General features: G+C 68.8%; 11 protein-coding genes. 5 read left to right on the plus strand and 6 right to left on the minus strand.

All coding sequences use genetic code 11. The features are described 5' to 3' along the window. The first annotated feature begins 157 nt into the window (after nucleotides 1-157). Nucleotides 158-1,468 carry an alginate export family protein gene (locus tag BM297_RS08035; RefSeq protein WP_092430355.1) on the plus strand — a complete coding sequence of 437 codons (1,311 nt, stop codon included), beginning with the start codon at nucleotides 158-160 and terminating at the stop codon, nucleotides 1,466-1,468. On the opposite strand, the gene BM297_RS21535 is transcribed toward BM297_RS08035, so the two are convergent. After that, a complete protein-coding gene (locus BM297_RS21535; protein ID WP_139231038.1) occupies nucleotides 1,441-1,686 on the minus strand; it encodes a hypothetical protein in 246 nt (81 codons plus the stop codon). The two genes, BM297_RS08035 and BM297_RS21535, sit on opposite strands and share 28 nt — an antisense overlap. Nucleotides 1,687-1,785: 99 nt before the next feature. Between BM297_RS21535 and BM297_RS08040 the strand changes: the two genes are divergently transcribed. Then, entirely contained in the window at nucleotides 1,786-2,478 is a 693-nt protein-coding gene (locus BM297_RS08040) for an SDR family oxidoreductase (RefSeq protein WP_092430047.1), read from the plus strand. A gap of 15 nt (nucleotides 2,479-2,493) precedes the next feature. Here BM297_RS08040 and BM297_RS08045 read toward each other — a convergent pair whose 3' ends face one another. Next, entirely contained in the window at nucleotides 2,494-3,570 is a 1,077-nt protein-coding gene (locus BM297_RS08045; protein ID WP_092430049.1) for an extracellular solute-binding protein, read from the minus strand. Between the two features lie 326 nt (nucleotides 3,571-3,896). Between BM297_RS08045 and BM297_RS08050 the strand changes: the two genes are divergently transcribed. Both BM297_RS08050 and BM297_RS08055 read left to right on the plus strand, forming a co-directional pair. After that, complete coding sequence (locus BM297_RS08050) at nucleotides 3,897-5,396, plus strand: aldehyde dehydrogenase family protein (protein ID WP_092430051.1); 1,500 nt, start codon at nucleotides 3,897-3,899, stop codon at nucleotides 5,394-5,396. A 237-nt stretch (nucleotides 5,397-5,633) separates the two neighbouring features. Further along, nucleotides 5,634-6,176, plus strand: a complete 543-nt coding sequence (locus BM297_RS08055) for a hypothetical protein (RefSeq protein ID WP_092430053.1) — start codon at nucleotides 5,634-5,636, stop codon at nucleotides 6,174-6,176. 56 nt (nucleotides 6,177-6,232) lie between these two features. Here BM297_RS08055 and tyrS read toward each other — a convergent pair whose 3' ends face one another. The 4 genes from tyrS to BM297_RS08075 all read right to left on the minus strand — a co-directional run bounded on the left by tyrS (nucleotide 6,233) and on the right by BM297_RS08075 (nucleotide 10,986). Next, the gene (gene tyrS, locus BM297_RS08060) at nucleotides 6,233-7,471 is read right to left on the minus strand and encodes a tyrosine--tRNA ligase (protein ID WP_092430055.1); all 1,239 of its coding nucleotides are present in this window, start codon (nucleotides 7,469-7,471) and stop codon (nucleotides 6,233-6,235) included. Between the two features lie 232 nt (nucleotides 7,472-7,703). Further along, nucleotides 7,704-8,210, minus strand: coding sequence for a 4-hydroxyphenylacetate 3-monooxygenase, reductase component (gene hpaC / locus BM297_RS08065; protein ID WP_092430057.1), 507 nt, complete (start codon nucleotides 8,208-8,210; stop codon nucleotides 7,704-7,706). Between the two features lie 369 nt (nucleotides 8,211-8,579). After that, nucleotides 8,580-10,103 (minus strand): 4-hydroxyphenylacetate 3-hydroxylase N-terminal domain-containing protein, encoded by a 1,524-nt coding sequence (locus tag BM297_RS08070; RefSeq protein ID WP_092430059.1) that lies wholly within the window; start codon nucleotides 10,101-10,103, stop codon nucleotides 8,580-8,582. Between the two features lie 145 nt (nucleotides 10,104-10,248). Beyond that, the gene (locus tag BM297_RS08075) at nucleotides 10,249-10,986 is read right to left on the minus strand and encodes a helix-turn-helix transcriptional regulator (protein WP_092430061.1); all 738 of its coding nucleotides are present in this window, start codon (nucleotides 10,984-10,986) and stop codon (nucleotides 10,249-10,251) included. Nucleotides 10,987-11,313: 327 nt separating this feature from the next. Here BM297_RS08075 and BM297_RS08080 point away from each other — a divergent pair, with 327 nt between their 5' ends. Then, nucleotides 11,314-12,573 (plus strand): MFS transporter, encoded by a 1,260-nt coding sequence (locus BM297_RS08080; RefSeq protein WP_217648248.1) that lies wholly within the window; start codon nucleotides 11,314-11,316, stop codon nucleotides 12,571-12,573. Nucleotides 12,574-12,629 lie beyond the last annotated feature (56 nt).

Below are 12,629 nucleotides of genomic sequence, written 5' to 3' on the forward strand. Positions count from 1 at the left end.
GCAGTCAGGAGCAATTGCTTGGCAGTGAGACACAAGACCGGCGGCGGGCGTGGGATTAATGTCGCCGTAGCCGGCCGCCCGTAGCCGGCACCGACAATCAAGAACAGCGGAGTCTGCCCTCATGATTTTTTCCACCCACGGCTTGCGTCGCGCGCCCCTGGCCCTGACGCTGGCCAGCGCCCTTGGCGCCGGTCTGGCCGCCGCACCGCTCCACGCCTACGAGCTGTACAACCAGGACGACAGCGTGCTGAACGCCGACTTCGAGGCGGTATTCGGCGTGATGCACAGCCAGGAGAACTACGCCCAGTTCGGCAACCGCAGCGCGGGCAGCTCGAGCTGGCGCGAGGGCTACATCAAGTACGGCCTGAGCGGCAGCCAGGGCCTGGGCGGCGCCGGCAGCCTGTACGGCGCGGTCAACCTGCTCAGCTCCGGAACCTGGGGCGACGGCGATGCCGCCGGCTTCACCGAAGGCAGCGAGCGGCGCACCGCCGTGGAGGACGCCTACCTCGGCTGGCGTTCGGGCGACCTGTTCCCGGCGCTGGGCGAGAACGGTGTGGACATCTCCGGCGGCCGGCAGAAGGTGGTGATCGGCGACGGCTTCCTGATCAATGGCGACTCGCTGAACTTCGGCGACGTCGACCTGGGCGACGACTTCGACCGTGGCGGCGCCTACTACATCGCCGCGCGCAAGGCCTTCGACCAGACCGCGGTGCTGCGTCTGGGCGGCGAGCAGGGCTGGCGCGGCGACCTGATGTGGCTGAAATCCGACAACCGCGCCCAGGCCGAGACCGAGCTGGGCATCGCCACCCTCGAGCACGTCGCCGAGCCGGGCACCCTGGGGCTGACCTACATCCGCGGCCTCGACGTCAACGAGCGCTACTCTTCCCCGTTCCAGGCCGAGCGCGACGGTATGGATACCGTCAGCCTGCGCGGTGCCGGCGGTCTGGGCGTGGACAATCTCAACCTGGCCTTCGAGTACGCCAGCCAGGACAAGGACAGCGGCCGCGAGGACGCCTGGTATCTGGAGGGCAGCTGGACCTTCGCCGACGTGCCCTGGGTGCCGACCGCGACCTACCGCTACAGCCGCTTCTCCGAGGCCTTCGACCCGCTGTTCTACGGCTTCAACCGCGGCTACGGCACCTGGTTCCAGGGCGAGGTGGCGGCCAACTATGCCGGCCCGTTCAACAGCAACACCCAGGTCCACCACGTCGGCCTCAAGGCCACGCCCATGGAGAGCCTGACCGTCGGTGCGCTGTATTTCGACTTCGACACCCTCGATACCGACCTCGGCAACCTCGGCGGCCGCGAACTGGACCTGTACGCCGAGTGGATGGTCAACGACCACCTGATGATCAGCCCGGTGCTCGGCTTCTACCAGCCGGAGCGCAGCGCCGAAACCGGCGGTACCCAGCTTGGCGGCGACGGCACCAATGTCTACAGTCAGCTGATGTTCGTCACCTTCTTCTGATCGCTCACGATCTGCTGCGCGTCGGCCATGCTGCGTTGAAACGCAGCGAAGCGGAGTAACAGCCGCAGGCTGGCCCGCAGGGCGAGCGGAGCGAGCCAATCGGTTTCGGAATGCTCATTTGCAACCAGCAAACTCCGCTTCCTCAACCGATTCGCGGGGCCGCCAAGGCCTTGCCTGACCTTAGCTCGCGAGATCGTGAACAGGCTCTGACGGGTCACCTTCGGCCGGTCCTGCCCGCGGCAACGGGCGGACCGGTCTTTTTTTGTCCGCGCTTGCTCTGCTGCTAACCTTTGCCGTTTCCATCAAGGGAGATTCACATGCTCAATGTTCTGGTTGCTGGCGCCTCGCGCGGTATCGGTCTGGGTCTGGTGCGCGCCTGGCTCGAGCGCGGCGCACGGGTGTTCGCCGTGGCCCGCAATCCGGCCGCCTCCGCCGGCCTGGCGGCACTGCGCGCCGAGCATGGCGAGCGCCTGCAGGTGATCGCCTGCGACCTCAATGCCGAGGCGGCCGGCACCGAGATTCTCGCTGCGCTGGGCGGGCAGCGTCTCGATCGCCTGCTGCTCAACGCCGGCGTCTACGGCCCGGCGGCGCAGGACGTAGCCACGGCCGGCGAGGCCGAGATCGGCCACCTGTTCCTCAGCAACGCCATCGCCCCGCTGCGCCTGGCCCGCGCCCTGCACCCGCAGCTCAACGCCGGCGCGGTGCTCGGCTGCACCAGCTCGGTGATGGCCAGCCTGCAGCTCAGTCCGGGCGCCGACATGCCGCTGTACGCGGCGAGCAAGGCGGCGCTCAACAGCCTGCTGCTGAGCTGGGCGGCGCAGCTCGGCGAGTCGCGCGACTTCAGCCTGCTGGCCCTGCACCCGGGCTGGGTGCAGACCGACATGGGCGGCGCGCAGGCGCCGCTGACGGTGGAGCAGAGCGTGGCGGGGCTGGTCGCGGTGGTCGAGGCGGCCGCCGGCACGCGCGAGTGCCGCTTCGTTGACTACCAGGGCGCGACCCTGCCCTGGTAGCGAGATCCCGGCGCTTCAGCGCGTGGCGCTGGCCGGGTATTGGCGCAGCAGCTCCCAGCGGCGGTCCAGTTCGGCCTTGAGTTTCGGTGAGAGACTCTCGGCGATGTACAGCTGGCGGCGGATGCTCGGGTCCGGCAGCAGCTGCGGCTGTTGCCGCCCCAGCGCCTGCAACTCCGGGGTGGCGGGCTTGAGGCTGCTGTAGAACCAGCTGGCCTGCGAGTTGCGCACGGCGTTGTCCGGGCGCAGCAGGTAGTCGATGAAGCGGTAGGCCAGTTCGGGATGTTCGGCGTTGCTGGGAATCGCCAGGCTTTCGATGGTCAGCGGTGCGCCCTCGCTCGGGATGACGAACTCCAATGCCTGGCTGCTCTGCGCCGCCGCGCTCAGGGCCAAGCCGGTCCAGGCGCTGGTCACGCACAGCTCGCCGGCTTGCAGTGCCTCTATGTGGCGGGTGTTGTCGAGCACTTTGGCCTCGCGGCGCAATGCCAGCAGCTGCTCGCCGGCACGGCCGACCTGGCGCTGGCCGCTGCGCGCCAGGCTGCGCCCCCGGTAGGTGAACAGCACCGAGAAGGTTTCCTCCGGGGCGTCCTGCAGGCCGATGCCACAGCCGGCCAGGCGCGCGCTCTGCTGCGGGTCGAACAACAGGCTCCAGCTGGTCGGCAGCGGCCCGCCCAGCGCCGCCTCGGCCTTGGGCCGGTTCACCGCGATGCCGAGCATGCCCCACAGGTAGGGCACCGCGTAGCGGTTGGCCGACTCGAGGCCGGCGAGGGTGGCCTGCAGCTGCGGATCGACCGTGCCGAGCTGGCTGAGCCGCGCGGGCTCCAGCACGGTCAGACGCTGTTCGCGGATCAGCGCCGGCAGCTGGAAGTGCGACGGCACCACCACGTCGTAGCGCTCGCCGCGGCGCAGGGCGGCGTCCAGCTCGTCGGCGCTGGCGTGCACCTGGTAGTCGATGCGCACGCCGGTCTCGCGCTGGAAGCCCTCGAGCACTTCGGGGGCGATGTAGTCGGGCCAGTTGGAGACGCGCAGCACCTCCTCGGCCTGGGCGGCGCAGGTGGTCAGGGCGAACGACAGCAGCAAGGGCAGATGCTTCATGGATCCCACCGCAAGGGCAGACAGGTAGGTGGGCGGCCATTAGTGGCGCAAGCCTCGCCGCGGGTCTTGCACGGGGATGCCGGATGCTTGCCTGTGCGTGCCGTATTGCGCCGCCGGCGCGGCACTCGGCATGCACGGTCAACAGGTTGGCAGGCACGGGCAAGGCAGGTTGCGGCCTGCCGACTATCATCGATGCATGCTTTGTGGTCGTGGCGCCGGTTGCCCCGGCGACCATTACCTTGCGGCGTCCTGCCAGGACACCGGCGCGCCATGGCGCCCGGGCAGAGCAGGGCGCGGATTCCCCCGATCAGCCCGGAGTTACTGCCATGTCCACCGCCCCCCTCGAACCGCTCGCCCAGGTGACGGCCTTCCTCAATCGCCGGCACACCTCCTTCATCGACGGCCGCCCGATCGCCGAGCATGCCGGGGAGATCATCGATGTGTTCAACCCGGCCAGCGGCGCGCCGCTGGCGCAGCTGGTGATGGGCGGCGCGGAACAGGTCGAGCAGGCGGTGGTTTCGGCCCAGCGCGCCTTCCGTGGCGGCGTGTGGAGCGGCCTGCGTCCGGCCGACCGCGAGCGCATCCTGCTGCGCTTCGCCGAGGTGGTGGAGGCCCACGGCGAGGAACTGGCCCAGCTGGAAACCCTCAACCAGGGCAAGTCGATCCACATCGCCCGCGCCATCGAGGTCGGCGCCTCGGTCGAGTACATGCGCTACATGGCCGGCTGGGCCACCAAGCTCGAGGGGCAGACCCTCGACGTGTCGATCCCGATCCCGCCCGGCACCCGCTACAACGCCTACACCCGCCGCGAGCCGGTGGGCGTGGTGGCCGGCATCGTGCCGTGGAACTTCCCGCTGATGATCGCCATCTGGAAGATCATCCCGGCGCTGGCCGCCGGCTGCACCATCGTCATCAAGCCGGCCGACGAGACGCCGCTGACCGCCCTGCGCCTGGCCGAGCTGGCCATCGAGGCGGGCATTCCGCCGGGCGTGCTCAACGTGCTGGTCGGCCGCGGCGCCAGTGCCGGCGCGGCGTTGGTGGCCGATCCGCGGGTCGCCAAGGTGACCTTCACCGGCTCCACCCCGGTGGGCAAGCTGATCGGCACCGCGGCGCTGCAGAACATGACGCGCTTCTCCCTCGAACTGGGCGGCAAGAACCCGATGCTGGTGCTGCCGGATGCCGACCTGGGCAAGGCGGTGGGCGGCGCGCTGATGGGCGGCCTGCTCAACCAGGGGCAGGTGTGCGCCGCGGCCTCGCGCATCTACGTGCAGCGCTCGCGCTACAGCGAATTCGTCGAGGCGCTGGCTGCCGGCGTCAAGGGCATGAGCATCGGTGCCGGCATGGACCCCAATGCGCAGATCAACCCGCTGGTGTCGCGTCGCCAGCAGAGCAGCGTGCTCGGCCATCTCGACAAGGCCCGCGCCCAGGGCGCGCAGGTGGTCACCGGCGGCGCGGCGCCGGAACTGCCGGGCTTCTTCGTGCAGCCGACGGTGCTGGCCGGGGTCGAGCAGAGCATGGCCGCGGCGCGCGAGGAGATCTTCGGCCCGGTGCTGTCGGTGCTGGCCTACGACAGCGTCGACGAGGCGCTGGCGCTGGTCAACGACAGCCAGTACGGCCTGGCCGCCAGCCTGTGGACCAACGACCTGACTCAGGCGATGAACCTGATTCCGCAGATCGAGGCCGGCACCGTGTGGGTCAACACCCATGTGCCGCTGGACCCCAACCTGCCGTTCGGCGGTCACAAGCAGTCGGGCGTCGGCCGCGAGTTCGGCCGCGGCGCGGTGGAGGCGTTCACCGAGCTGAAGTCGGTGTGCATCGCCTATTGAGGCGAACTGGCGCGTGGGGTTCTGGCCCCGCGCAAGGAACTGGGAGCGGTAGACGGGGTACGGTGACGCCATGTTTTCGAGCCTGGCAGCCCGTGGCGGCACGGTGCTCCTGTCACCATGGAGGGTGGGTCGTTTGAGGTTCTCGTGACTTGAGCGAGAGTTGCCCGCAACACCCCGGCAGCGGTGTTGCGGGCTTTTTTATGCCTGCGTCCCGACGCGGCGCAGAGAGGAGCACGCGTGAAAAAGATCCCCACCTTGTTCGGAGTACTGAGCCTGGTCCTAGCCAGCCTGAGCAGCCAGGCACAGCCGGAGGGCGACGACGCCTATCGCGAAGCGTTGCGCAAGGAACTCGACAACCGCGCCCTGGCAGGCCAGGTGGTCAGCGCCTTGGCCGAGCATCACCAAGGCACGCCGCAGGGGCGCTTCTGGGCGGCCTACGTGGCCCTCGAGCAGCACAACGCGCCGCGTTACCAGCCGGTGGCCGCCCGCCATGGCTTGGTCGGCGGCGGCTGGTGGATCGCCTTCAAGGCGCGCGGCTCGATCCTCTTCGCCAGGCTGTTCCCCGCACGTTTCCTCACCATGCTGGCCGCTGGCACGCAGAAGTACCTGGCCGGGCTGCGCGCGGTCGCGCCGCCCGCGGATGCCGGGGACGCCGCCTTCCTGCGCTACATGATCGAGCAGGAACGTGTGCAGGCCGGCGCGCTGGCGCACGCGGCCGCGCAGCGCTTCGACGTGGCGGCCGGCGAGCTGGAAGGCTTCGTGGGAGGGGCGCAGCAATGACCGTCGCTGTCTGACGCTGCGCCAAGCGCCCCCTGCGCGGGGCAGGGGCGCCCGAGCTACTCGCCCACAGCGATGCGCACGTGCTGCTTGCGCCCGGCCGACAGCCGCCACTCGTTGCCCTCGCCGGCCAGAGGCTGGTCGGCGTCATTCACCGTCACGCCGTCCAGGCGCAGGCCGCCGCCGCTGGCCAGGCGGCGCGCGGCGCTGCGCGAGGTGGCCAGACCGGCTTCCACCGCCAGTTCGGCGAGGCTGAGCCCGGCGGCCAGGCGCGCGCGGCTGATCGGCAGGGTCGGCAGGCCCTCGGCGGCGCTGGCGCCGTCGAACACTCCGCGCGCGGCGTTCGCCGCTGCCTGCGCCGCCGCGTCGCCATGCGCCAGGCGGGTGGCCTCGTTGGCCAGCACGACCTTCGCCTCGTTGAGTTCGGCGCCCTGCAGGGCGCCGAGGCGGCGCACCTCGTCCATCGGCAGTTCGCTGAACAGGGCGAGGAAGCGGCCGACGTCGCGGTCGTCGCAGTTGCGCCAGAACTGCCAGAAGTCGAACGGCGCCAGGCGCTCGGCGTTCAGCCACACCGCGCCCTGCGCCGACTTGCCCATCTTGCGGCCGTCGCTGGTGGCCAGCAGGGGCATGGTCAGGCCGTACAGCTGGGCGCCGCCTTGGCGGCGCGACAGTTCCACGCCGTTGATGATGTTGGCCCACTGGTCGGCGCCGCCGACCTGCAGGGTGCAGCCGTGGCGGCGCGCCAGCTCGGTGAAGTCGTAGGCCTGCAGCAGGGTGTAGCCGAACTCGAGGAACGACAGCGAATGCTCCAGGCGGCTGCGGATGGCGTCGTAGGTGAGCAGGCGGTTGACGCTGAAATGACGGCCGACCAGGTTGAGAAAGTCGAGGTAGCCGAGGCCATCCAGCCAGTCGGCGTTGTTCACCACGGCGGCGTCCTGCGCGCCGTCGCCCAGCTGCAGGTAGCGGCGGAAGGCGCTCTCGATGCCGGCGATGTTGGCGGTGATGGTCGCCTCGTCGAGCAGCGGCCGGCTGCTGTCGCGAAAGCTCGGGTCGCCGATACGCGTGGTGGCGCCGCCGATCAAGAGCAGCGGCCGGTGCCCGGCCTGCTGCAGCCAGCGCATCAGCATCAGGCCCTGCAGGTGGCCGACGTGCAGGCTGTCGGCGGTGGCGTCGAAGCCGAGGTAGGCGGTCAGCGGGCCGGCGGCCAGGGCGGCGCGCAGGCCGTCGGCGTCGGTGCTCTGGTGGACGAAGCCGCGATCTTCGAGCAGGGCCAGCAGGTCGGCATCGCGATGGGGCATTGCAGTCTCCTTGGGGGATGGCGAAACGCCTGGGGAGACTGAGCTGACGACCCGGTCCGCCTCAGGCGGATCGGGTGGCGCACACGCGCCTACCGCCTCGGTGAGGTGCGGTAGGCGTAATAGCGGGTGCGGGAAATCATTAACAGGTTCATGGTGGCCACTCTAGCACGCTGAGCGAGGGGGAGGGCAAGCCTGCTCCCGTCGGGTGGACGCGCCCCGAGCGGCGCGTGCCTCAGGCGGCGCGCTCGACGCGGCGGAATGCGCGGCTGAAGTACACCAGGCTGTCGCCCTCGTCACGCACGTGGATGTCGTCCAGCTCCACCAGCAGTACCGAGTGGGTGCCGATTTCCTGGGTCTCGACGATCCGCCCCTGCAGGTTGGCCAGCGCGCCCTCGAGTACCGGCAGGCCTTCGCTGCCGGTGGTCCAGGGGTCGAGGGCGAAGCGCTCGTCCATGGCCACGCCGGTCATCCCGGCGAAGTGCTTGGCGGCTTCTTCCTGGGCGCCGGACAGCACGTTGACGCACAGGCGGCCGTTGCTCTTGAACACCGCATTCATCGCGCTGTTGCGGTTGACGCAGACCATCACGGTCGGCGGGGTATCGGTCACCGAGCACACGGCGGTGGCGGTGATGCCGCAACGACCGGCGTCGCCGTCGCTGGTGATGATGTTCACCGCCGCGCTCATGTGCGCCATGGCGTTACGGAAGGCGAGCTGCTTGGGATCGAGCTGCTGGGACATGTTTGGAACTCCTGGCGCAAGGTGTGAGGCCGGGGACGGATCCCGCGGCCGGCGGCATCGCTGGCGGATGCTGTCGAATGCGTGGCTGCCGCAGTGTACGGCAGATGACGATGGCTGAATCATGAACATCGAAATCAAGTTGCAGAATACCTTTTCCGCACTTTGCCTTGTACTTTTCATCGGGGCCGCTCGCCTGGGATCCCGGGCATGCCGGGTCGGGACTGGCGGTCTGCGGCTGCCCGCCGTTCGCCCGGCGCATCAAGGTGGTACTTCCCGCAAGGCGCCTGCGCGTCTCTCGAGCAGCCATTGCCGTTCGCCAGACGGCAAGAAGCCGGACCAGGTCCGGCTTCTTGGGTGGCGACAGGGCGATTACTTGAGGCCGGGGATGGTCCAGCCGTCGACGTCGTACTCGCTCATGCACTTCTGCGACAGGGCGCGCATCTTGGCCATCTCGCCGGTGGCGCGGGCGCTGCCCAGGCACTGGATGCGGATGGCGTCGGCGGTGCCGGCGTAGTTCAGCTCGTACAGGTGGTGACGGCCGCCGAACTCGGTGCCGATGGCGTCCCACAGCAGCTTCATGATCTTGATCCGATCGGTGTGCTTGATGTCGCCCGAGCCGCGGCAGTAGCGGGCCAGGGCGGCGTTCAGCGCCGGGTTCTGCAGGTCGACGTTGCTGCCCGGCAGGTAGATCAGGCCGCTGGCCGCGGTGGTCTTGACGATGTGGAAGATCTTGTCATAGGCCATCGGCGCGAAGGCGCGGTAGTTGAACGCCGACTCCACCGGCGGCAGGTAGGCGCCGTGCTTCCACTCGGTGGCGGCCAGGCACATGTGCTCGGTGATCGACCAGAACAGGTTGCGCCAGGCGACCACTTCACCCAGCTCGGCGGCCACGCCGCGGAACTCGACCGCGCCGGTGCACTCCAGTGCCTGCTCGAGCAGGCCGGCGAGGAAGTCCAGCTTGACGGCGAAGCGGGTGCAGGCCTGCAGCGGGTACAGGCGGCCGAAGCCGGCCTCGAAGCCCCACTGCATCAGCTTCTGCTTGTCCTTGTAGATCAGCACGTCTTCCCACGGGATGAACACGTTTTCCAGGATCAGGATCGCGTCGTTCTCGTCGAAGCGCGAGGACAGCGGGTAGTCGAACGGCGAGGCGGTGTCGCTGGCGTTCTTCTCGTAGGACACGCGGGAGATCAGCTTGACCCCCTTGGCGTTCATCGGGGTGATGAACAGCAGGGCGAAGTCGGGATCGTCGCCGATGTCCTGCACGGCGGTCTGGCCGATGAAGTTGTAGTGGGTCAGCGCGGAGTTGGTGGCCACCACCTTGGCGCCGTTGACGTAGATGCCTGCGTCGGTTTCGCGGGTGACGTGGACGTAGATGTCCTTGACCTCGTCGCTCGGCTTGTTGCGGTCGATCGGCGGGTTGACGATGGCGTGGTTGAGGTACAGGCAGTTTTCCTGGATGCGCTTGTACCAGGTCTTCGCGTTGCCCTCGAACTTGCCGTAGAACTCGGGGTTGGCGCCCAGCACGTCACCGAAGGCGGCCTTGTAGTCGGCGGTGCGGCCCATCCAGCCGTAGCTCATGCGCGCCCACTCGGCGATGGCGTCGCGCTGCTCCAGCAGTTCCTGCGGCGAGCGGGCGTAGCGGAAGAACTTGTGGGTGTAGCCGCCGTTGCCGGTGTCGGTCGCCCAGCACAGCTTGTCCTTGGTCTCCGGGGCATGCAGGGCGTCATAGAGAGAGGCCACGGTCTGTGCCGAGTTGCGGAACGCCGGGTGGGTGGTCACGTCCTCGACGCGCTCGCCGGCATAGTAGACCTCGCGGCCGTCGCGCAAACTGGCGAGGAACTCCTCGCCATTGAACGGACGACCGGATTGCTGGATGTGGCTTTCGGGTTTCATTACGCAGGCTCTCTCTCGATTCTTGTAGTCGGTGCTACTACTGCTGAGGAGCCGAGGTTAAGGGAATCGAGCGCGGCGGCCTGTCACCTGAAAATGGGGACAGCTCGCCGGGCGCCGCAATCGACCAACAGGACCAACCAGGCCGCTATTGGCACAGGGCGAACAGCTGCGCGCGGCTGGAGATGCCCAGCTTTTCGTAGGCGCGCTTGCGGTAGGTGACCACGCTGTTGAGGGTGACGCCGAGTTCGTCGGCGATCAGTTCGTTCTTCTTGCCCTGCAGCACCGCCTGGCAGACCTGCTGCTCGCGGTGCGACAGGAAGGCCAGCGGTCCCTGGGCGAGCATCTTCTGGTTGATCTGGTAGTGCTTGACGATCAGGCTGCTGAGCAGGCGGGCGGCGCTGGATTCGTCGTCCGCGTGCGCGAACACCTCACCGAAGCTGCCGGCGCGCCGGTACAGATTGAGGTAGTAGCTGCCCGAGGCATGGCCGCGGATGATCGACAGCTTGTCCCGGAAGCCGGGTTCGTCGAAGAAGCGCCGGCGATAGTTGGGGCCCATTTCCGTGCCGAGGTGGTCCAGGTGCAGGACATGCAGCTGCCCCGGCGCGCATTGCTTGAGCAGGGCGAAGTTGGGGTCCTGCATGTAGCGGCGCTCGCTGATGTAGGAGTGGGCCAGGGCGCGGGCGGATTCGTCCTTGGCGAAGTCCTTGTAGAGCAGGGTGGAGACGGTCTTGTCGGCGGCGCAGAAGAACAGCATGCACTGGTCCGCGCCCAGCGCTGCGTTGATCCAGTCGAGGAAGCGATCGAGGAAGTCGTCTTCGCCGAGGGTGTCGAGAAGGCTCAGGAGGGCCGCGGAGGGCAGCCAGGCGCTGGGGGATGCGGTCATGTATCCACTCGTGTTCGACAACGTGATCCGGGATGCAGGCAAGTGTAATCGCCGGGGCGCCTGAATGCGCCTCGTGGCAGTGCCGGGTCCTGTGTGTTGGTGCCGGGGAGGGGCGCTCCGAAACAAGGGTGGTCAGCCGTCCGCGCCGCCGGTGGCCGACAAGGTAGGCTTGGCCCATCGCTCGGACTGGCGGCAGTTCCGCGGAAACGTTAAGATGTTAAATATCTGCCGCCGCCCGGCGCTTTCGACCACTCGAAACCACCCGGGCGGCGACGTTCCAATTTCCCCGATGCAGCCAGACGTGGCCCGCCCGCCACAGGAGGCGCCGTGAATCCTTCCGCCGATCGCCAGTGGCCCGCCGCCGTCCGCGCGCTGCAGTTCGCCAACTTCCGGCTGTATTTCGCCGGGCAGGCGGTGTCGATCCTCGGTAGCTGGATCCAGCAGGTCGCGCTGTCCTGGCTGATCTATCGCCTCACCGGCTCGGTGGCGCTGCTCGGCGTGACCACCTTCGCCGCCCTGCTGCCGCAGCTGATCGTCGGCCCGCTGGCCGGCGCCTGGACCGACCGTCATGACAAGCGCCGCCTGCTGATCGTCGTGCAGGGCATCCTCGCCCTGCAGGCGCTGGCCCTGGCCGCGCTGACCGCGCTGGAGTGGATCGGTCCGGCGCTGATCGTCGGCATGTCGCTGCTGCTCGGCGTGCTCAACGCCTTCGACACGCCGCTGCGCCAGTCGCTGATCGGCAGCTTCGTCGGCAGCCGCGACGACCTGCCCAATGCCCTGGCGCTCAACGCCATGCTGTTCAACGCCGGGCGCTTCATCGGTCCGCCGCTGGCCGGCCTGTTGCTGGCGCTGACCAGCGAGGCGATGTGCTTCGCGCTCAACGGCCTGTCGTTCCTCGCCCTGCTGATCGGCCTGCTGCTGATCCGCGTCGAGGCGCCGGCCAGGGCCAAGGGCTCGATGGGCACGGTGTTCCGCGAGGGGCTGGACTACGTCTGGCACAACTACCCGATCCGCCTGCTGATCCTCGCCCTGGCGATGGTCAACCTGACCGCCTCCAGCTACGCGGTGCTGCTGCCGGTGTTCGCCCGCGACATCTTCGGCGGCGATGCGCAGACCCTCGGCTGGCTGTGGGGCGCCGCCGGTTGCGGCGCATTCCTTTCCACCCTGTTTCTCGCCACCCGCCAGGCGCTGCCCGGGCTGGTGCGCATCGTCCTGCTCGGCGCGCTGCTGAGCGGCGCGGCGCTGCTGGCCTTCGCCGCCAGCACGGCGGTGGCGTGGGCGCTGCTGGCCATGGCGGTGCTCGGCTTCGCCATCTCGGTCGGCAACGTCGGCATCAACATGCTGCTGCAGAGCCTGGCGCCGGAGCACCTGCGCGGCCGCGTGGTGTCGTTCTTCACCTCGACCCGCTTCGGCTTCGACGCCATCGGCGGGCTGCTCGCCGGCCTGCTCGCCGCGCGCATCGGCGCGCCGCTGACCCTGGCTATCGAGGGCGGCGTGCTGCTGCTGTTCTGTGTGTGGTTGCTGGCCCGGCGCCGGGTGCTGCGTGAACAAGTGCGCGACGACCTGCAGGAGCAGGCCGGGCGCTGAACGAATCGGGGGTGCGACCCGTAGGCGAAGGAATCAGGCTCGGTAGCCCCGGCTGA

Origin of the sequence: Geopseudomonas sagittaria (assembly GCF_900115715.1) — a bacterium.
In the GTDB taxonomy this organism is placed as follows: Bacteria; Pseudomonadota; Gammaproteobacteria; order Pseudomonadales; family Pseudomonadaceae; genus Geopseudomonas; species Geopseudomonas sagittaria.